Below are 19625 nucleotides of genomic sequence, written 5' to 3' on the forward strand. Positions count from 1 at the left end.
GCCCCATGCGCCCGGCCCACGCCATCCCCGGCCTCCCCTCCGCGGCCCCCCGCGCGCCCGAGTCGGAGGAGCGCCTCGCGCGCCTCGGGCGCCGCGCGCCGGACCGGCTCGACGAGGTGCTCGCGCTGTGCCGGCTCGCCGCCGATCCCGACCTCGCCCTCGCCGGCGTCGAGCGCTACGTGGACGGCGCGGGCGAGCTGCCCGCGGAGCGGGATCTGCTCGAGGCCCTCGTCCTCCTCGCAGGCTCGTCGCGCATGGTCCCGGCGCTCCTCGCGCGGGACCCGCGCCTCCTCCGCCGCGCCGCGCGCTCGCCGTTCCTCGGCCGCGAGCGCTCCGAGGCCGATCTGCGCCGGCTCCTCGCCCGCGCCGTGCGGAGGCTCGATCCGGACGACGTCGCGGGCCTCCTGCGCCTGCTCCGCGCGCTGCGCGCGCGCGAGATCGTCCGCATCGCCCTGCGCGATCTCCGGCGCGCCCGGGTCAAGGAGGTCACCGCGGAGCTCGCCTCGCTCGCGACCGCCTGCCTGGACGCGGCGATCCGGTTCCACGACCGGCGCCTGCGCGCGCGGCACGGGGCGCCCGCGGGGCTCGAGGACCGCGAGCCGGGCGCGGGCTTCTGCGCGATCGCCATGGGGAAGCTCGGCGCGCGCGAGCTCAACTTCTCCTCCGACGTGGACCTCGTCTACGTCTACGACCGGGACGGACAGACGATCGGCGAGCGGCCGCTGACGCACTTCGCCTACTTCGCGAAGCTCGCCGAGCTCGTGACCGAGGCGATCGCGAAGCCCACCGAGGACGGGTTCGTCTTCCGGGTGGACCTGAACCTCAGGCCCGACGGGCAGAACGGCCCCATCGTCAACAGCGTCCGCGCCGCGGAGCTCTACTACCAGTCGTTCGGCCGCACCTGGGAGCGCAACGCGCTCGTGAAGGCGCGCCCGGCGGCGGGCGATCTCGCGGTGGGGGACGAGCTCTTGCGCCAGCTCGAGCCGTTCGTGTGGCGGCGCAGCCTCGATCTCGACGTGCTCGCCGAGATCCAGGCGATGAAGGCGCGCATCGACGCGCGGGCCGGCGCGGAGGGGAAGGACGACCTGAAGCTCGGCAAGGGCGGCATCCGCGAGGCCGAGTTCTTCGTCTCCGCGCTCCAGCTGCTCCACGGCGGCCGGCCGGACGGGAAGGCGCTGCGCGAGCGCGCGGTCCTGCCCGCCCTCGATCGCCTCCTCTTCGCCGGCGTCGTGCCCGCGAAGGACGGCGACGTGCTCGCGGACGCGTACCTGTTCCTGCGCCGCGCCGAGCACCGCGTCCAGATGGTGGAGGGCGCCCAGACGCACCGGCTCCCGGCCGCGGGCGAGCGGCTCGGCCTCGCGCGCGGGATGGGCTACGCGACGGAGGAGGCGTTCGAGGCCGCCCTCGCGGCGCACCGCGAGCGGGTGGCGAAGCTCTTCGGCGGGCTCCTCGGGGCGGCGGCCGAGGAGGCGCCGCTCGACCCGGAGCTGGCGCTCCTCGCCGATCCCGACGTCGAGGCGGCGCGCCGGGCAGAGATCGCGTCGCGGCGCGGCCTCGTGGACCCCGATCGCGTCCTCGCCGCGATCGACGCCATGGCCCGGCGGCGCACGCCCTTCTCGCCCCACGGCGATCCCGCCGCTGCGGTCGCGCTCCTCTCCGACGCGCTCGGCACGCCCGATCCCGACCAGGCGCTCTCCCACCTCGCCGACTTCGCCGCCGCGCTCTCGAACCCCGAGCCGTACTTCCGCATGCTCGCCCAGCACCGGCGCGTCTCGCGGCTCCTGCTCGCGCTCTTCGGCACCTCCGACTTCCTGTCGAAGCGCTTCCTGCGCCACCCGGAGCTCATCGACATGCTGCTCCGGCAGGATCAGGTCCTGCTCGAGAAGGACGCGGCCCGCTTCCGCACCGACCTCGAGGAGCGGCTCGCCGCGCTCCCGTCCGACCTCGAGGCGGACGACCTCCTGGAGCGCCAGCTCGGCGAGCTCCGGCGCTTCAAGAACGAGGAGGTCCTGCGCATCGCGATCCACGACATCGCGGGCACGATCGACCTGCCCTCCATCGCGCGCCAGCTCTCGGACCTCGCCGAGGTCTGCCTCGAGCGCTGCCTGGAGCTCGCCGAGGGCGAGGCGCGCGCGAAGGGGATGCTGCCGCCCTCGCGGCTCTGCGTCGTCGGCATGGGCAAGCTCGGCGGGCGCGAGCTCGGCTACCACTCCGACCTCGACCTCGTGTTCCTCTACCGCGGCGGCGGCGGCGAGCACCACACCGCCTACGCCCGGCTCGCGCAGCGCTTCATGTCCTTCCTGCAGATGCCTCTCCGCGAGGGGCGCCTCTTCGCCATCGACACGCGGCTCCGCCCGTCCGGCAACCAGGGCGCGCTCGTCATCGGCACGGAGGGGTTCACGCGCTACCACATGGGCGAGGCGCTCCCGGGCGGCGGCGCGCGCGACGGCGCCGCCGGCGGGGTGCGCAGCCAGCTCTGGGAGCGGCAGGCGCTCCTCCGCGCGCGGCACGTGGCGGGCGATCCCGCGCCGTTCGCCGAGATCGAGGCCCAGGTGATCGTGCCGGCCGTGTACGGGCCCCGCGAGGATCGCGCCCAGCTCGCCGCCGAGATCCGTCGCATGCGGGAGCGGATGGAGAGCGAGCTCGCCAAGGAGGCCTCGCGAGGCAAGAACCCGAAGACCGGACACGGCGGCCTCGTGGACGTGGAGTTCGCCGCGCAGTTCCTCCAGCTCGCCCACGGCAACGCGCACCCCGAGATCCGCACCGGCTCCACGCCGGTCGCCCTCGAGCGGCTCCGGGCCGCGGGGCTGTTGCGCGAGGCGGAGTTCGAGGCGCTCGCGCGCGGCTACGAGTTCCTGCGAAGGGTCGAGCTCCGGCTCCGGATCGTCCACGACTTCGCGATCGACCACCTCCCCGAGAGCGGCCCGCCGCTCCACCAGCTCGCGCGCCGGCTCGGGTACTACGGCCCCGCGCCCGGCGACCGGTTCCTCGCGGACTACGCGCGCACCACCGGCGCGGTCCGCCAGGCGTTCGACGCCGTGGTGCGCTGACGGGGCCTGGGTAGGCCGTCCCGGCGGTTTTCGTCGCCGGAGGGGACTCGTCTACAATCCCCGCCGCCTTGCCCTCCGACGACGCCCTCGACGCGCTGCACCAGGACCTCCGGCCCTTCTGCGAGGCGGAGGCCGCGCTCGTCCGCGACGTGGTGTCGAGCTCGCCCTGGCTCTCCGAGCCGGACGAGGCCGCGCTCCGCTACGCGCTCAACCTGGCCCGCACCACGCTCGTCCGCGCTCCCGACGGCGGGGACGTGGACCTCTCCGGCCTCCTCGCGCCGTTCCGCGAGGACGTCCGGGCGCTCGCGCTGCCCGCCCTGCTCGGCAAGGGCGGCATCGACCGCGCCGCGGTCGCCCGCGTCGTCCCCGGCCTCTCGCTGCACGCGCGCGCCTGGCGCGGCCGCGCCGCGGCGGCCTTCGCCGGGCGGCTGCCGCCCGAGGCCATCGACCGCGAGGTCTGCGAGAAGGCGCTCGTGCTCGTGGCGGGCGGCGGGGGCGGCGTCGCCTGGTCCTATCTCGGCGCCTTCGCCCTCCTCGAGCAGTACGGCCTCGTGCCGCGGCTCCTCGCCGGCACGAGCATGGGCGCGGTGCTCCTCCTCTTCCGCGCGCGCCGCCTGCGGTGGCACCCGACGGACGTGGACGAGGCGATGCGCTCGCTCTCGTTCCGCTCGATCTTCCGCTTCCTCCAGACCGGCTCGCGCTACGGCCTGCCCGCGGCGATGCGGCTCTACCTGCGCGCCGCCATCGGCGAGTTCCTGCGCGGCCCCGACGGCCACCCGCTCACGCTCGGCCAGCTCGCCGTCCCGCTCGTGGTCGCGGTCACCGGCATCCGCAACGGCGCCCTCCCGCGCGACCCGAGCTACTACGAGCACCTCCTCGACCTGCACGGCCGCGAGGCCCGCCCGCACGTCGTGAAGCGGATGATGGCGGAGGTCTTCGAGGCGGTCGGAGAGCTCATCGTGCAGCGCGACCGCTTCGCCCGCCTCTACCTCGGCGGCGACGACGGGACCCGCTCGTTCGACGCCATCGACGCGGTCGGCTTCTCCTCCGCGCTGCCGGGCGTCATCCACTACGACGTGCTGCGCGACGACGAGCGCATGCACCGGCTCCTCGCGGAGCTCTTCGAGCGCCACGACCTGTTCCGGCTGGTCGACGGCGGGCTCGTGGACAACCTCCCCGCGCGCGAGGCGTGGGCCACCGTGCAGCGCGGCGCCATCGGCGCGCGGAACGCGTTCGTGCTGGCGCTCGAGGGCTTCGGGCCGAAGCTCACCCAGCCGCTCTGGTTCGGCCTCGAGCAGCTCGCCGCCCAGAACGTCGCGCGCAACCGGCCCTTCGTGCACCACCACCGCTCGTTCGCGCAGGTGCTCTCGCCGGTGGAGGTCGTGCCCTCCGAGCGCGCGCTCCAGCGGGCCATCCAGGCGGGCAAGGCCGAGCTCCACCCGGACATGCCGTTCATCGCGCGCATGTGCCGGCCCTTCCCCCCGCTCGCCGTCTGAGGGCTGCCCCCGCCGCGCGCGCCCGCCCCGGCCCTTGAAACGCCCCCCGCCGTCGGGCATGTTCGACCCCCACCACCACAGAAAGCGGGAAGGCCGGCATGATCAAGGCGGACAAGATCTGGCTCGACGGAAAGCTCGTCGCCTTCGAGGACGCGAAGGTCCACGCCCTCACCCACGCCCTGCACTACGGCATGGGCGTCTTCGAGGGCATCCGCGCGTATCGCGGCGCGGACGGTCGCCCGGCCGTGTTCCGGCTGCACGAGCACGTGCAGCGGCTCTTCGACTCCGCGCACATCGTGCTGATGGAGATCCCCTACTCGGTCGAGCAGGTCGAGCAGGCCTGCATCGAGACGCTCAAGGCGAACAAGCTCGACGCCGGCTACCTCCGGCCGCTCGCGTTCTTCGGCGCGGGGGCCATGGGCGTCGGCGCGGTGAACCCGGTCCAGGTCATGGTCGCCGCCTGGCCCTGGGGCGCCTACCTCTCCGAGGAGGGCCTGAAGCGCGGCATCCGCGCCAAGGTCTCCTCCTTCACGCGCATGCACGTCAACGTGAACCTGGTCCGCGCCAAGATCTCGGGCCAGTACGTGAACTCGTTCCTCGCCACCCGCGAGGCGGCCCTGAGCGGCTTCGACGAGGCGATCCTGCTCGACACCGAGGGGTACGTGGCCGAGGGCGCGGGCGAGAACATCTTCATCGTGAAGAACGGCGTGCTGCAGACGCCGCCGCTCTCGTCGCCGGTCCTCGCCGGCATCACCCGCGACTCGATCCTCCGCATCGCGCGCGACCTCGGGATCCCGGTGCGCGAGGAGAAGTTCACTCGCGACACCATGTACCTCGCCGACGAGCTCTTCATGACCGGCACGGCCGCCGAGGTGACCCCGGTGCGCGAGGTGGACGGCCGCCGCATCGGCAGGGGCGAGCCGGGGCCGGTCGTGAAGAAGGTCCAGGAGACCTTCTTCCGGGCCGTGCGGGGCGAGGAGCCGCGCTACCGGGAGTGGCTCACGGCGTACTGACCCTCCGCCTCGAAGGGCGCCATCGTCGCGAGACGAGCCCGCTCCGACGCCGCCGCGCTCCCGCCGGCGGCGTCTCCCTTTCTGGGACCAGCGCGCCCGTGGGAGGCGCAGGCTGCCCCAAGAGGGTCATCACATCGGGACGCCCGGCTCCTCCACGTAACCAGTCGAATTATGAACGTTCTCTTTGCTCGGCCCGACGTGGTCCGGGCGGCCGTGCGAGCGCGCGGAACAAAACCGGCCGAGAGCCCGTTCCAACCGCCGAGGTCGATGTTGGGTTGACGATGGGCGAAGCCTTCGGCTAGATTGCGCGCGGCTTCCGGTCAGGATGACCTGAAAATCACCCCACAATACATGCACTTGAGGCTGGTCACCGGGCAAGGCTCCCGCGAAGACCGCCGGGGCTCGAGGAGCACGAAAAAATGCGGACCCGATACGTCGACATCGACGATCGCATGGAGGATCTCGGCGACCGGATGCAGAGCGCACCCGAGGTCGGCGCGGATTTCCTCCAGAAGTACGAGCTGTCGTGGCTGTACCACGAGAACGCGCTCGAGGGCGTCGTCTACACGCCCCAGGAGCTCGCGGCCGCGCTCGCCAACCAGCCGCTCGCGGACGCGACGTTCGTCACCGCCCTCTCGGCGCTGCGGAACCACAAGACCGCCCTCGACCTCGTCCGCGAGGAGGCGAAGGCCAAGCGACCCAAGCTCACCGTCGCGCTCGTGAAGCGGCTCTACGAGACGCTGTGCGGCGGGCCGGAGAAGACGCCGCCCGACTTCCGGAAGGACATGCCCCTTCACCGGGCGTACTTCCACGAGATCGCGCAGCCGGCCAAGATCCCGGCCGGTCTCGAGAAGGTCCTCGAGGCGACGGAGACGGCGGAGTTCCGTCACCTGCACCCGATCCAGCAGGTCGCGCGGCTGCAGCACGGCTTCATGCAGGTGTTCCCGTACACCGACCAGTCCGGCCGCATCGCCCGGCTGCTCGCGAACCTCCTGTTCCTGCACGCCGGCTACCCGCTCCTGCTCATCGTCCACTCCACCGATCGGCAGCGGTACTACGACTCGCTGCGCTTCGCGGAGACGGTGCTGCGGGACCTCACCGTGGAGGCGCTCGACAACGCGCTCGAGCAGGCCGAGAAGTTCTTCGCGGCGAACGTCCGGGCCAAGAAGGCTGCCCGCTAGCCGCTCCGGACCTCGTTCCGGCAGTTCTGCGCCCGGTCGGGGAGTCCCCCGACCGGGTGTATCGTTTCACTCTCGGGAGGAGCTCGGAGGAGATCGGCGCGGCGGGCCTGCCCTGGGACAGGCGCCCGCAGTGCGGCCAAGGGTGCGCATCGTTTGAGCTTTTCGTCCCGGTCGGGACGATCGGGGCGAGCATGGCGAGGCCACGCCCGCCTATTGTATAGATGCGCGCCCAATGTACCTCGGAGCCCACGAAGGCATCGCAGGCGGAGTGTCGACCGCTTTCTCCCGCGCCGAAGCGGACGGCGCGGCCTGCCTGCAGATCTTCACGCGCAACGCGCGTGGGTGGGCGGCGAAGCCGCTCGAGGACGACGACGTCGCCCGTTTCAAGGGCGAGGCCAGGCGGACGAAGCTCCCCACCGCCGCCCACTCCTCCTACCTCATCAACTGCGCGGCGCAGGACCCCGAGATCCGGAACAAGAGCTGGGAGGGCCTCGCCGACGAGCTCGGCCGCTGTGCCCAGCTCGGGATCCCCCACCTCATCTTCCACCCCGGCAGCCACGGCGTGGAGACCGAGGGGTTAAAGCTCGTCGCGGAGGCCATCGAGCGCGCGCTCGACGCGGTCCCGGGGAAGACGCGCCTGCTCGTCGAGACCACCGCCGGCCAGGGGACCAGCCTGGGCTGGCGGTTCGAGCACCTCGCCGCCATCCGCGCAGCGATCCCCGCCGCCCCGCGCAGGCGCGTCGGCGTCTGCGTGGACACCTGCCACCTCTTCGCGGCGGGCTACGACCTCACGACCGAGGCCGGCTACGCGCAGACGTTCGAGGAGCTCGACCGGGTGGTCGGCCTCGCGCACGTGCGAGCGTTCCACCTGAACGACTCGAAGAAGCCGCTCGGGTGCCGGGTCGATCGGCACGAGCACATCGGGGAGGGAGCGATGGGTCTCGCTCCGTTTCGCCTCCTCGTCAACGACGCCCGGTTCGCGGAGCTGCCCGGGTTCGTGGAGACCGAGTCTCGCTGGAAGGAGAACATCGAGGTCCTCCGCGGCCTCGTCCGTCGCCGATGAAGTCTCCCCATCCCATGCGCCAACCGAACGAAGAGCCGACTCGATCACGTGCGCGGCCGCCCGTGCGCTCCGCCAGGATGGCGCTCTACCCGCGCCACGTGGCGAGCACGAAGGCGAAGCTCGACCGCCTCATCGAGTACGCCCGCTCGCACAAGCGCGCGCTGATCCTCACGCACGACAACCCGGACCCCGACTCCATCGCGGCCGGCGTCGCGCTCGCCCACCTCCTCGACAAGCTCGCCGGGGTCGAGGCGATCGTCGCCTACGGCGGCATCGTCGGCCGCGCGGAGAACCGCGCCCTCGTCCGCGTGCTGAAGCTCCCGGTCGTGCCGGTCTCGCGCGTCGTGTTCGACGAGTACGACCTCATCTGCATGGTCGACACCCAGCCGGAGCAGGGAAACCACTCGCTGCCGGCGCGCCACTTCCCCGACGTCGTCATCGACCACCACCCGGAGCGGCCCGACTCGCACCTCGCCCCCATCGCCGACGTCGGCGGCCCGCTCGGCGCGACCTCCACCGTGCTCGCCGAGTACTTCCGCGCGAGCGGGCTCGAGATGCCGGCGCCCGTCGCGACGGCCCTCTTCTACGGGATCAAGGCGGACACGCGCGACCTCGGCCGGCAGACCACGGACATCGACGTCGACGCCTACCTCTGGCTCTTCCCGATGGTGGACAAGGAGGCGCTCGGCGAGATCGAGCACCCCCGGCTCCCCGAGGACTACTTCCGCCTCTACCACGTGGCGATCGAGAAGGCGCACGTCTACGAGGACGAGGTCGTGATCTGCGACCTCGGCGAGATCTACACGCCCGACATGGTCGCGGAGATCGCCGAGCGGTTCATGTACCTCGAGGGCATGCGCTGGTCGCTCGCCTTCGCGGAGTACGAGGACCAGCTCTACTTCTCGGTCCGGACGGGCGACCGGCGCATGAACGCGGGCCGGCTCATCCGCGAGGTCATCGAGGCGAAGGGCGGCTCGGCGGGCGGCCACGGGACCATGGCCGGCGCGCGGCTGCCGATGAAGGGCCTCTCCGGCGCGGCGAAGAAGCGCCTCCGCGAGGACGTCGTCCGGAGCTTCCTCGACGCTTTCGGGGTGAGCGCGCGGAAGGTCCGCAACCTGGTTTGATCTACCTCGACCACAACGCCATCACCCCCATGCGCCCCGAGGCGATCGCGGCGGTCCGCGCGGCGCTCGAGGTGTTCGGGAACCCGAGCTCGGTGCACGCCGCCGGCCGCGCCGCCCGCGACGTCCTCGACCGCGCCCGCGGCCAGGTGGCGGCCGCCCTCGGGGCGGCGCCCGCCGACCTCGTCTTCACGAGCGGCGCGACCGAGTCCGCCGCGCTCGCCATCCGCGGCGTGCTCGCCCGCGCGCCCGCCGGACGCCGCCGCCTCGTCGTCACCGCGGTCGAGCACCCCTGCGTGCTCTCGCTCGCCCGCGCGCTCGAGCGGACCGGCACGCCGCTCACGGTCGTGCCGGTGGACCGCCGCGGGCTCGTCGACCCGGAGCGGTTCCGCGCCGCGCTCGGCGCGGACGTGGCCCTCGCCTGCGCGATGCGCGCGAACAACGAGACCGGCGTCCTCCTCCCCGTCCCGGACCTCGCCCACGCGGCGCGCGAGGCGGGGGTGCTCTTCTTCTGCGACGCGGTCCAGGCGATCGGCAAGATCCCGCTCGACGTGCGGACGCTCGGCGCGGATCTCGTGGCGCTCACCGGCCAGAAGTTCGGCGGGCCGCGCGGAGCGGGCGCGCTGTGGGTGACCCCCGGCCTGCCGCTCGCGCCGCTCTCCGGCGGCGAGCAGGAGCGCGGCCTCCGCCCCGGGACGGAGAACCTCCCCGGCATCGCCGGGCTCGGCGCGGCCATCGAGGCCGCCTGCGCGGCGCGCGAGGAGGAGGCCGCCGGGATCGGAGCCCTCCGCGACCGCCTCGAGGCGGGGCTGCTCACCGCCGTGCCGCGCGCGCGCGTGAACGGGGCGGACGCGCCGCGGCTGCCGGGCACCGCCTCGGTGACGTTCCAGGGCTGCGACGCCGAGGCGCTCCTCATGGCGATGGACGTGGAGGGCCTGTGCGCGAGCGCCGGCTCGGCCTGTCACTCGGGCTCGACCACGCCGTCGGGCGTGCTCCTCGCGCTCGGGCTCTCGGAGGCGGAGGCGCGGAGCACGATCCGCTTCTCGCTGGGCTGGACCACCACCGCCGCGGACGTGGACGCCGCGCTGCGCACGGTCCCGCCGCTCGTCGAGCGCGTCCGCGCGGCGATCCCGGCGGCCTGACGCGTTCCCGCTGGGTTGCCTGCGGCGACGCGGCCGCGCCGCGCGGTCCAGCGACGCCGTGAGGATTCCCGGGGCGTCGCGTCAGGCGCCGAACAACCCCCGCACCACCGCCGCGATGGCGAGGTCCGTCCCGATCGCCTTGTCGTAGCGTAGCGCGAGCTCGCCGGCGACCTCGGCCGCGCTCCGCCAGCGCTCGGCGGGATCCGGGGCGAGGCAGCGCAGCACGAGGGCGTCGAGCTCGAAGGGCAGCTCCGGCCGCACCTCCGACGGCGCGCGCAGCCGGCCCGCGAGGATCCGCTGGCCGACCTCGTTCACGTCCCGCCCCGGGAACGCCCGCTCGTTCGTGAGCAGCTCGAAGATCACCGCGCCGAGCGCGAACACGTCGGTCCGCGGCGCGGGCGCCCCGCCGCGGATGAGCTCCGGGGCGAGGTAGTGCACCTTCCCCATCGCGCCGGACGTGCGTCCGCTCGCCCCGGCGGCGCGCGCGACGCCGAAGTCCCCGAGCTTCACCGCGCCGAGGCGCGAGACGAACACGTTCGACGGGGAGACGTCGCAGTGGATGACCCCCAGCGGAGCGCCCTGCTCGTCGAGGCCCTCGTGCGCGTGGGCGAGCGCGCCGGCGACCACGTGCCCCACGTAGCAGCCGAAGTCGACGGGGAGGAGGATCCGCCGCGCCGCGCAGCGCCCGAGCACGTCGCGGAGGTTTCGCCCGTCCACGTACTCCATGGCGATGAACGGCGAGCCGCCGGCGACGCCGGTCTCGAGGACCTCCACGATGGCGGGGTGGCGGAGCCGGCGCGTGACCGCGGCCTCCTCGGCGAGGAGCGCGACCTGCTCCGGATCGCGCGCCAGCTCGGGGAGGAGCCGCTTCAGCGCCACCGTGCGTCCGGCGTGCGGGCCTCGCAGGGCGATCGCGCGGAAGACCTCGGCCATGCCGCCCCGGCCGACGAGCGCCTCGAGCGTGTAGCCCGCGATCTCCGGCAGGCCGCTCACGCGCGGCCTCCGCCGGCGAGCGGCGCCGCGCCGGGGGTGGCGCTACCGAGCGTACGAAGGGGTGCCCGCACGGGGGGATTCTACCCGTGGAGGCTGACGTCACCGCTTGACAGTGCCGCCGCGGCCGCCTACGATCTGATTTGTAAAAACGCTGCGTGTTCCGCGGTGTTAGCTCTTTTTTCTTGATCTAGATCTGCCCCTGCCGAGCTCGTGCTTGGGCCCCGCGTCGTTTGGGCCGACTTTGTGCCAAAGCGGAGCGCCCGCCCTCGTCCATGAGCAAGCTCCCAAGCAGCGAGGGAGAAGCCTACGGACGCTGGTGCACCGGGTGCCCCACCTGTGAAATACAGGTCCAAGCAACCGGGCCACACGGCTCTACGCGGGGGCTCTTTTTTTGCCCGCGGAGGCGGCGCTGAGCGGGACGCGCGAGATCGAGGCGAGCGAGGAGAAGCGCGCCCTCCGCGCGGCTCTCGTCGCCGCCCGCCGCGCCCTCCCCGCCGCCGAGCGCCTCGAGAAGTCCCGCGCCATCGCAGCGCGCCTCGACGAGGTCCCCGTCTTCCGCTCGGCGCGCACGCTCGCCGTGTACTCCGCGCTGGGCGGCGAGGTCGACACGGCCGTCATCGCCGCCCGCGCGCTCGCCCGCGGCGCCTTGCTCGTCTTCCCTCGCGTCGTGCCCGGCGACCGCCGCCTCGCCTTCGGGCGCTGCGCTCCGGACGCGCTCGCGTGCGGGCCCCTCGGCGCGCTGGAGCCGCCCGCGGACGCGCCGGAGGTCCCGCGCGACGCGGTGGACGCGGTCCTGCTGCCCGGGGTCGCGTTCTCGGCGGACGGTCACCGGCTCGGCCGAGGCGGCGGCTACTACGACGCCACCCTCGAGGCGATGCCGCGCGCGGCGCGCATCGGCCTCGGCTTCGAGCTCCAGGTCGTGCCCGCGCTGCCGTTCGAGGCGCACGACGCGCGCCTCGACGCGCTCGTCACCGAGGCGCGCACGCTCCTGTTCCGCCGAGAATCCCGTTGACGCGGGCCCCTCCCGCTTGCGACACCTCGAAGACCTTGAAGGTCCTCTTCCTCGGAGACGTCTTCGGAAAGCCCGGCCGCCAGGCCGTGCAGCGGCTCGTCCCACGCCTCATCGCGCGGGAGGGGATCGACCTCGTCATCGCGAACGCGGAGAACTCGGCGTCGGGCATCGGGGTCACGCCCGACACCGCCGAGGAGCTCCTCGCCGCCGAGGTGGATCTCCTCACGAGCGGCAATCACATCTGGTCCAAGCGCGAGATCGTGCCGTACCTCGAGCGCCCGGACGCCCGCCTGCTCCGCCCCGCGAACTACCCGCCGGGCACGCCGGGCCGGGGCCGCGGCGTCGCGCGCACGCCCGACGGCCGCCGGCTGGGCGTCGTGAACCTCGAGGGCCGCGTGTTCATGCGGTCGCTCGAGGATCCGTTCCGGGTCGCCGAGGAGCAGATCGCCGCGCTGCGGGCCGAGGGCGTGAAGGCGATCCTCGTCGACATGCACTGCGAGGCAACGAGCGAGAAGAACGCGATGGGCCACTTCCTCGACGGCAGGGTGTCGGCGGTGCTCGGCACGCACACGCACGTGCAGACCGCCGACGCGCGCGTCCTCGCCGGCGGCACCGCCTTCGTCACGGACGTCGGCATGTGCGGGCCGTGGGACTCGGTCATCGGCGTGAAGAAGGAGCTCGTGGTCGAGCGCTTCCTCACGGCGCGCCCCGTGCCGTTCGAGCCCGCGAAGCGCGAGGTGTGGCTCCAGGGCGCCATCGTGGACATCGACGAAGAGACCGGCCGCGCGCGCGCGATCGCGCGCGTGCAGGAGAGGCTCGAGGAGACCTAGGCGATGGACCCGAAAGCGAAGCTCAGGAGCGCGACGCCGGACGAGCAGTTCCAGGAGGTCACCCGGGCGTCGGTGGACCTGCACCTCGAGAAGGACCTCCGCGCGCGGCTCCAGAAGGCCTACGACACCGGCGTGCCGCTGCGGGTGAAGGCGGGGTTCGACCCGACCGCGCCCGACCTGCACCTCGGCCACACGGTGCTCCTCTCCCGGATGCGCCGCTTCCAGCAGTTCGGCCACACGGTCATCTTCCTCATCGGCGACTTCACCGGGCTCATCGGCGATCCGACCGGCCGCAACAGCACGCGGCCGCCGCTCACGCCCGAGCAGCTCGCGGAGAACGCCGAGACCTACAAGAAGCAGGTCTTCCGGATCCTCGATCCCGCCGTGACCGAGGTCCGCTACAACTCCGAGTGGCTCGGCAAGATGGGCTTCGCCGACGTCATCCGCCTCGCGTCGCGCTACACCGTCGCGCGCATGCTCGAGCGCGACGACTTCAAGAAGCGCTACACGGGCAACGTCCCCATCAGCGTGCACGAGTTCCTCTACCCCCTCGCGCAGGCGTACGACTCGGTCGCGCTCGCGGCGGACGTCGAGCTCGGCTCGTCCGACCAGCTCTTCAACCTGCTCGTCGGCCGCGCCATCATGCCGGACTACAAGCTCGCGCCGCAGGTGGTGCTCACCGGCCCGATCCTCGAGGGGCTCGACGCGAAGCTCGACGCGGACTCCGGCCGCATCGTCGGCAGCAAGATGTCCAAGTCGCTCGGCAACTACGTGGGAGTGGCCGAAGCGCCGGAGGAGCAGTTCGGCAAGCTCATGAGCGTCACCGACGACCTCATGTGGCGCTACTACGAGCTCCTCTCCGACCGCTCGAGCAACGAGATCGCGGATCTCCGGGCCGGGCACCCGAAGGACGCCAAGATCGCGCTCGCGAAGGAGATCGTCACCCGCTTCCACGACGCGGACGCGGCGCGGCGGGCGGAGGCGCACTTCGCGCAGGTGCACGCGCGGCGCGAGGTGCCGGACGAGGTCGAGGAGCGAGCGGTGGCGCTCGACGGCCAGCCGAGCCTCCCGCTCGCGCGACTGCTCGCGGACGCGAAGGTGGTCGCCTCCGGGAGCGAGGCGCGCCGGCTCATCGCCCAGGGCGGCGTGTCGGTGAACGGCGAGCGCGTGTCGGACGACAAGGCCACGCTCGGCGCGGGCGAGTGGCTCGTGAAGGTGGGCAAGCGCCGCTTCGTCCGGCTGAAGCTCGCCTAGACGACAGTTCGTGATTCGCGATCACCTTCGGTGACCGAACTCAACGCGCGCGGGCCTTCGTCTTCTTCGCGCGGGACTTCGCGGCGGGCGCAGCGGGTCGCTTCGGGCGCGGCTTGGGGCTCGCCTTCTGGCGCGGCTTTCCGGACGGCTTCGGCTTCGCGGCGGCGCGCGGGGGCGGGGGCCGGGGCGGTGTAGCGGCCGGGGCCGCGGTCGCGGACGCGCTCGGGGTCGCTGTCGAGGTCGGGGCCGCGGTCGGGGTCGCGGCCGGGGCCGAAGTCGCGGCCGGGGTCGCGGTCTCGACGGTCCTCGCTCCGCCGGAGCGCCGTAGGCCCTTGCCGAGCACGTAGACCTCGTAGCTCGACTCGCGCACCGCCTCGGGGCGGATGACGTGAACCTCGTCGAACCGCGCCTGCAGCTCCTTCTTGAGCGCGGGGAACTCGCCGCCCATGAAGACCTTCGCGACGAACGCGCCGCCGGGCGCGAGCGTCCGCTCCGCGACGGAGAGCGCCATCCGCACGAGCTCGAGCGACCGGGCCTCGTCGGTGATCTTCACGCCGATGGTCTTCGGCGCCATGTCGCTCGTGACGAGCTGGAACGGGCCGGCGTGGAGGGAGCGGATCGCGTCGAGCGCGCCGGGCGAGAGCAGGTCCACGATGGCGGTCTTCACCCAGACCTTGCCGAGGCGGCGGATGGGCTCGAGATCCACGCCCACCGCGACGCCGGTCTCGCCCACCTCGTCGGCCAGGATCTGGAGGAACCCGCCGGGCGCCGCGCCGAGGTCGAGGACCGCCTGGCCCTTCCTCAGGAGGCGGTGGCGCCGGAGGATCTCGTCGATCTTGAAGGCGGAGCGCGCGCGCAGCCCTTCCTTCTTCGCCTTGCGGTAGTAAAAATCCTTCGGATCGTAGGGCTTGGCCATGTGCTCGATTTGCCGCCCCGGGGCGGCGGCGGGTATCCTGCGCGCTCTCGCAGAGCAGTCAAGCCGACATGTCCCGGACCAAGACCGCCCTGCTCTGCGCCGTCGCCCTCACCGGGCTCGCCGCCACCGTCCGCTCCTCCCTCCGCGTGCGGGGCCTCGAGACGGAGCTCCAGTCCGCGCGCGTCGCCGGGCAGGCAGAGGGCGCCTCCTTCGTCGAGACGCTGCGGGGGGAGCACGCCGAGCGCCAGCGGCTCGCCTTCGACCGCCGCCGCGACCTCGCCCTGGCGCTCGCCGCGGCCCGCCGCGACCGCCTCCTCGGAGCCCTCGCGATCGCAGGCGCCGCGCTCGTCCTGGGCGCCGGGCGCGTGCTCTCGGGGCTCGCCGCGGAGGTCGAGGAGGACCGCCGGCACGTCCGGGCGAACGCGGAACGGGGACCGAATCGGTCCTGACCGATGGCAAATGTCGATTGGAAAGGTCTGGATTTTCCCCAGGAAATTCGCGGGCCCACGCTTGACTCGACGAAGGCGCGCGGGCATAAAGCCTCTGCAACCCACCGCCCTGCCAACGGCGAAACGAGAGGATCGAAGAGATGGCCCTGAAGATCACGGAAGAGTGCATCAACTGCGGCGCGTGCGAGCCCGAGTGCCCGAACACCGCCATCACGCAGGGCGATGACCTCTACATCATCGAGGCTGCGAAGTGCACGGAGTGCAAGGGCCAGAACGACGCCCCGGCGTGTGCCGCGGTCTGCCCGGTCGACTGCTGCGTCGCCGCGTAAGCGGACCTAGACGGCGGTGACCCCGCGCCGGCCCGTCCCCAGGGGACGCGCCGGCGCTTCGCTTTTGGCTGGACGGCCCGGGCGGGGCGCCAGGACCCTCGGGACGCTTGGAGTATCCTGGCGCGCGCCGGGCGGCGAGCTTCCCGGCGAATCGCGGCCCGCGCGCCGCACCAGGAGCAGAGCATGGCGACGAAGATCACGGACGAGTGCATCAACTGCGGCGCGTGCGAGCCCGAGTGCCCGAACGGCGCGATCACCCAGGGCGACGACATCTACGTCATCGATCCGAGCCTCTGCACCGAGTGCGTCGGCTTCCACGGTGAGGAGGCCTGCGCGGCGGTCTGCCCGGTGGACTGCTGCATCCCGGACGAGGAGAAGGCCGAGACCGAGGAGCAGCTCTACGCGCGCCTCGCGACGGTCCACCCGGACAAGCAGTTCCCGCCGCTCGCCGAGCTCACCTCGGCGCTGTCGCGCTTCCGCAAGTAGCCCGGCCTGGTCGGCCCGGAGTCCCGCACGCCCTGCTCGCCTCGCTGCGTGCGGGGCGTCGTCGTCCCGGGGGAATCCCCGAGGAGGCCCGATGGAGACGCTCACCGGTGGTCGGCTCGTCGCCCGCATGCTGCGCAAGGAGGGCGTCTCGACCGCCTTCACGCTCTCGGGCCTGCACGTCGCGCCCATCTACGCGGGCTGCGTGGACGAGGGCATCCGGCTCGTGGACACCCGCCACGAGCAGGCCGCCGCGCACGCCGCCGACGCCTGGGCGCGGCTCACGCGCGGCGTGGGCGTGGCCATCGTCACCGCCGGCCCGGGCGTCACCGACGCGGTCACCGGCGTCGCGAACGCCTGGGCGGCGAACGTGCCGCTCGTGCTCCTCGGCGGCGCCGCGCCGACGTTCAACCAGGGGCGCGGCTCGCTGCAGGAGATGCCGCAGGTCCAGCTCTTCGCCGGCATCACCAAGTGGGCGGACCGCGTCCCCTCCGCGGACCTCGTGCCGAGCTTCCTCGCGAAGGCGTTCCGCGTGGCGCGCGCCGGCCGGCCGGGCCCGGTGTTCCTGGAGCTCCCCTGGGACGTGCTCTCGAACGGCGCCGACGAGGCGCTCGCCGAGGCGCAGACCCTGTACCGTACCGACGCGCGCATGCCCGGCGATCCGCGGAAGCTCGACGCCGCGCTGGCGCTCCTCGCCCGCGCCGAGCGGCCGGTGCTGCTCGGCGGGTCGTCGGTCTGGTGGGACGACGGCGTGGACGCGCTCGCGCGGCTCGCCACGCGGAGCGGGATCCCGGTCTACCTGAACGGCATGGGCCGCGGCTGCCTCCCGCCGGACCACCCGTCGGCGTTCCAGCTCTCTCGCAAGGAGGCGCTCGCGCAGGCGGACGTGGTCGTCGTGGTGGGCACGCCGCTCGACTTCCGCCTCGGCTACGGCACCGAGCCCACCTTCGCGCCCGGCGCGCGCGTCGTGCAGGTGGACGTCGAGGGCGGGGAGATCGGCCGGAACCGGCCGGTGGAGGTGGGGATCGTCGGCGACGCGCGGAGCGTGCTCGAGGCGCTCGAGGCGGGCGTGAAGCTCACGCCGGCGGCGGCGGAGTGGCGGGCGTTCCTGCGCGAGAAGGAGACGGCCCGCGCGGAGAAGCAGCGCGCGTTCGAGGAGAGCGACCAGCGGCCCATCCATCATTTCCGCCTGGCGAAGGCGCTCGACCGGGTGGCCTCGCGCGCGGGCGACGTGACGTTCGTGGGCGACGGGGGGAACGTGGTGGCGGTCGCGGCCAAGGTGCTGAAGGTTCGCAAGCCCGGGCGCTGGCTCGACCCGGGCCCGCTCGGCTGCCTCGGCGTCGGCGCGCCGTTCGCGATCGCCGCGAAGCTGCTCGCGCCCGAGCGGCCGGTGTGCGTCGTCCAGGGCGACGGCGCGTTCGGCCTGAACGGCTTCGACTTCGAGACCGCGGTGAGGTTCGGGCTGCCGATGGTGGTGGTCGTCGGGAACGACGCCGCCTGGGGGCAGATCCTCGTCCCGCAGCGCGGCCTCTATGGCGACGACCACGCGGTCGCGACGAAGCTCGCGCCCACCCGATACGATCGAGTCGTCGAGGCGTTCGGCGGCAAGGGCGAGCACGTCGAGGACCCGGCCGACCTCGAGCCCGCCCTCGAGCGCGCGTTCGCGTCGGGGACGGTCTACTGCGTGGACGTGGCGATCGACCCGGAGGCGGCGGCGGCGAGCGGGGCGGCGGGGTACGCGATCTGAGCGACCGATCAGGATCGCGAAAAGGCGGGGCGGGGGCGCAGCCCCCGTTCGAACTGGAGGTGACGCGATGGGACGCAAGGTGAAGCTGGATCGCACCACGGCGGCGGTGCTGGTGGTGGACGTGCAGGAGCGGCTCACGCCGGCGATGCCGGAGGAGACGCTCGAGCGGCTCGTGAAGTACGCGCGCGCCACGATCGGCGCCGCGAAGGAGCTCGGGCTGCCGATCCTCGCGACCGAGCAGTATCCGAAGGGGCTCGGCCGGACGATCCCGGAGCTCCGCGAGCTCCTCCCTTCCCCGCCCCTCGAGAAGACCCGCTTCTCCTGCGGCGCCGACCCCGGCTTCGCCGCGGCGCTCGAGCAGACCGGGCGGCGGCAGGTCATCGTCGTCGGGATGGAGACGCACGTCTGCGTGTTCCAGACGACGCGCGATCTCGTGGCGATGGGCTACGAGGTCCACGTCTGCGCGGACGCGGTGTCGAGCCGGACCGAGGAGCACCGCCGCGTGGGCCTCGAGCTCTGCCGCGAGGTCGGCGCGATCGTGACCACCGCGGAGACCGCTATCTTCGACCTCCTGCACGAGGCCGCGACCCCCGAGTTCCGGAAGGTGGCGCCGCTCGTGAAGTAGCGGCGGCGGACGACCTGCCCGCTCGCGCCGAGCCTGTCGGCGGGCGAGCGGGAGGAAGTCGGCGGGAGCCGGTCGTCCCTGGGCTCCTGCCTGCCGGGGCGCGGCAGGCGGAGCGGTTCCGACCGCCTACTCGAGCTCGAGGGCGTCTTCCTCGGCGCGCACCGCGCGCGCGGAGGAGCGCGGCAGGGTCGCGACGTAGCAGGTGCCGGCGCGGGTGCGGACGCGCGCGAGCCGTCCGCGGTGCTGCAGCACGATCTTCCGTGCGACGACGAGGCGGAGCGTGCCGACGGTGTCGTCGGCCCCGTCGGGGCGGACGCCTTCCTCGAAGTAGGTGACGAAGCGGTCGCCGCGCGCGAGCGGGCGCGGGAACTGGACGCGGAAGACCACCTCGTCCTCGTACTCCCGCCAGCGCAGCGACACCGGTCCGGCGCCGGCGGAGCGCTTGATGGCGTCCTCGAGGAGGATCGTGATCGCGTACGCGACGCGTCTCGCGTCCCATTCGCCGGAACCTTCGCGATCCGGATCCGGCGCGTACTCGACGTCGTCCGCCAGCGCCCGGACCTCCGCCAGCGCGGCGGGGCAGAGCTCGGCCAGGCTGGTGTGCGTCCACTCGAGCGGGAACTCTCCCTCCACGCCCGGCGTCCGGGCGGCAGGGCGCTCGATCGGCTCCCGGGGAGTCTCCCTGGAAGGCATCTGATCCATGTGGTTCGTCTCGATCGACACGTTTTCCTCGCTGCGCCGTTGGGCGTGAATCGCCGAGGTGCTGGCGTGTATGGAACGGGCGCCGGATGTCCGGAAATTCCTGCGCCCCTTCTCGCCTCGTCGGCCCTCGGCGGCCGAGGAGCCGAGCGATCGCTCGTGCTCGGCGCCCGGGCATCTCGCGAAATGCGAGGGCTGCGAGAGCGCGCGGAGCTCGAGCGC

Annotated in this window: 17 protein-coding genes, 1 other RNA gene and 1 pseudogene; 16 read left to right on the plus strand and 3 right to left on the minus strand. The window is 73.2% G+C overall.

Annotation, left to right across the window (positions count from 1 at the left end):
* Positions 1-5 precede the first annotated feature (5 nt).
* From glnE to MNY60_RS07570, 7 genes are all read left to right on the plus strand, one after another.
* Entirely contained in the window at positions 6-3050 is a 3045-nt protein-coding gene (gene glnE / locus MNY60_RS07540) for a bifunctional [glutamate--ammonia ligase]-adenylyl-L-tyrosine phosphorylase/[glutamate--ammonia-ligase] adenylyltransferase (RefSeq protein WP_242360302.1), read from the plus strand.
* A gap of 68 nt (positions 3051-3118) precedes the next feature.
* Complete coding sequence (locus MNY60_RS07545) at positions 3119-4546, plus strand: patatin-like phospholipase family protein (protein ID WP_242355200.1); 1428 nt, start codon at positions 3119-3121, stop codon at positions 4544-4546.
* A gap of 98 nt (positions 4547-4644) precedes the next feature.
* Positions 4645-5559, plus strand: a complete 915-nt coding sequence (locus MNY60_RS07550; protein WP_242337996.1) for a branched-chain amino acid transaminase — start codon at positions 4645-4647, stop codon at positions 5557-5559.
* A gap of 419 nt (positions 5560-5978) precedes the next feature.
* Entirely contained in the window at positions 5979-6740 is a 762-nt protein-coding gene (locus MNY60_RS07555) for a Fic family protein (protein WP_242337994.1), read from the plus strand.
* A 232-nt stretch (positions 6741-6972) separates the two neighbouring features.
* Positions 6973-7803, plus strand: a complete 831-nt coding sequence (locus tag MNY60_RS07560; protein ID WP_242371308.1) for a deoxyribonuclease IV — start codon at positions 6973-6975, stop codon at positions 7801-7803.
* Complete coding sequence (locus MNY60_RS07565; protein ID WP_242355204.1) at positions 7800-8927, plus strand: bifunctional oligoribonuclease/PAP phosphatase NrnA; 1128 nt, start codon at positions 7800-7802, stop codon at positions 8925-8927. Before MNY60_RS07560 ends, MNY60_RS07565 begins: the two co-directional genes overlap by 4 nt.
* On the plus strand, positions 8924-10066 hold the full coding sequence (locus tag MNY60_RS07570) for a cysteine desulfurase family protein (protein WP_242355206.1): 1143 nt from the start codon (positions 8924-8926) through the stop codon (positions 10064-10066). Before MNY60_RS07565 ends, MNY60_RS07570 begins: the two co-directional genes overlap by 4 nt.
* 81 nt (positions 10067-10147) lie before the next feature.
* On the opposite strand, the gene MNY60_RS07575 is transcribed toward MNY60_RS07570, so the two are convergent.
* On the minus strand, positions 10148-11059 hold the full coding sequence (locus MNY60_RS07575) for a serine/threonine-protein kinase (protein ID WP_242355208.1): 912 nt from the start codon (positions 11057-11059) through the stop codon (positions 10148-10150).
* 193 nt (positions 11060-11252) lie between these two features.
* Between MNY60_RS07575 and ssrS the strand changes: the two genes are divergently transcribed.
* From ssrS to tyrS, 4 genes are all read left to right on the plus strand, one after another.
* Positions 11253-11446: non-coding RNA, 6S RNA (ssrS, locus tag MNY60_RS07580), on the plus strand.
* A 4-nt stretch (positions 11447-11450) separates the two neighbouring features.
* Positions 11451-12071, plus strand: coding sequence for a 5-formyltetrahydrofolate cyclo-ligase (locus MNY60_RS07585; RefSeq protein ID WP_242355210.1), 621 nt, complete (start codon positions 11451-11453; stop codon positions 12069-12071).
* Positions 12072-12106: 35 nt separating this feature from the next.
* The gene (locus MNY60_RS07590; protein ID WP_242338020.1) at positions 12107-12901 is read left to right on the plus strand and encodes a TIGR00282 family metallophosphoesterase; all 795 of its coding nucleotides are present in this window, start codon (positions 12107-12109) and stop codon (positions 12899-12901) included.
* A gap of 3 nt (positions 12902-12904) precedes the next feature.
* Positions 12905-14155: a tyrosine--tRNA ligase gene (tyrS, locus tag MNY60_RS07595; RefSeq protein ID WP_242360303.1), complete on the plus strand. Its 1251-nt coding sequence runs from the start codon at positions 12905-12907 to the stop codon at positions 14153-14155.
* A gap of 319 nt (positions 14156-14474) precedes the next feature.
* Here the strand turns inward: tyrS and MNY60_RS07600 are convergent.
* A pseudogene (locus MNY60_RS07600) lies at positions 14475-15071 on the minus strand (SAM-dependent methyltransferase); the annotation flags it as partial.
* Positions 15072-15139: 68 nt separating this feature from the next.
* Here MNY60_RS07600 and MNY60_RS07605 point away from each other — a divergent pair.
* The 5 genes from MNY60_RS07605 (at position 15140) to MNY60_RS07625 (ending at position 18704) form a co-directional block, all read left to right on the plus strand.
* Complete coding sequence (locus MNY60_RS07605) at positions 15140-15520, plus strand: hypothetical protein (RefSeq protein ID WP_242355216.1); 381 nt, start codon at positions 15140-15142, stop codon at positions 15518-15520.
* Between the two features lie 140 nt (positions 15521-15660).
* Entirely contained in the window at positions 15661-15849 is a 189-nt protein-coding gene (locus MNY60_RS07610; protein WP_242337976.1) for a YfhL family 4Fe-4S dicluster ferredoxin, read from the plus strand.
* 150 nt (positions 15850-15999) lie between these two features.
* On the plus strand, positions 16000-16335 hold the full coding sequence (locus MNY60_RS07615) for a YfhL family 4Fe-4S dicluster ferredoxin (RefSeq protein ID WP_308197060.1): 336 nt from the start codon (positions 16000-16002) through the stop codon (positions 16333-16335).
* Positions 16336-16426: 91 nt separating this feature from the next.
* Positions 16427-18079 (plus strand): thiamine pyrophosphate-binding protein, encoded by a 1653-nt coding sequence (locus MNY60_RS07620; protein WP_242355218.1) that lies wholly within the window; start codon positions 16427-16429, stop codon positions 18077-18079.
* Between the two features lie 67 nt (positions 18080-18146).
* Positions 18147-18704, plus strand: a complete 558-nt coding sequence (locus MNY60_RS07625; RefSeq protein WP_242337971.1) for a hydrolase — start codon at positions 18147-18149, stop codon at positions 18702-18704.
* Positions 18705-18830: 126 nt separating this feature from the next.
* Here MNY60_RS07625 and MNY60_RS07630 read toward each other — a convergent pair whose 3' ends face one another.
* Positions 18831-19427 carry a sensor histidine kinase gene (locus MNY60_RS07630; RefSeq protein ID WP_242360304.1) on the minus strand — a complete coding sequence of 199 codons (597 nt, stop codon included), beginning with the start codon at positions 19425-19427 and terminating at the stop codon, positions 18831-18833.
* Between the last annotated feature and the right edge of the window lie 198 nt (positions 19428-19625).

The sequence above is a fragment of the Anaeromyxobacter sp. SG17 genome (genome assembly GCF_022690695.1).
Taxonomy (GTDB): Bacteria; Myxococcota; Myxococcia; order Myxococcales; family Anaeromyxobacteraceae; genus Anaeromyxobacter; species Anaeromyxobacter soli.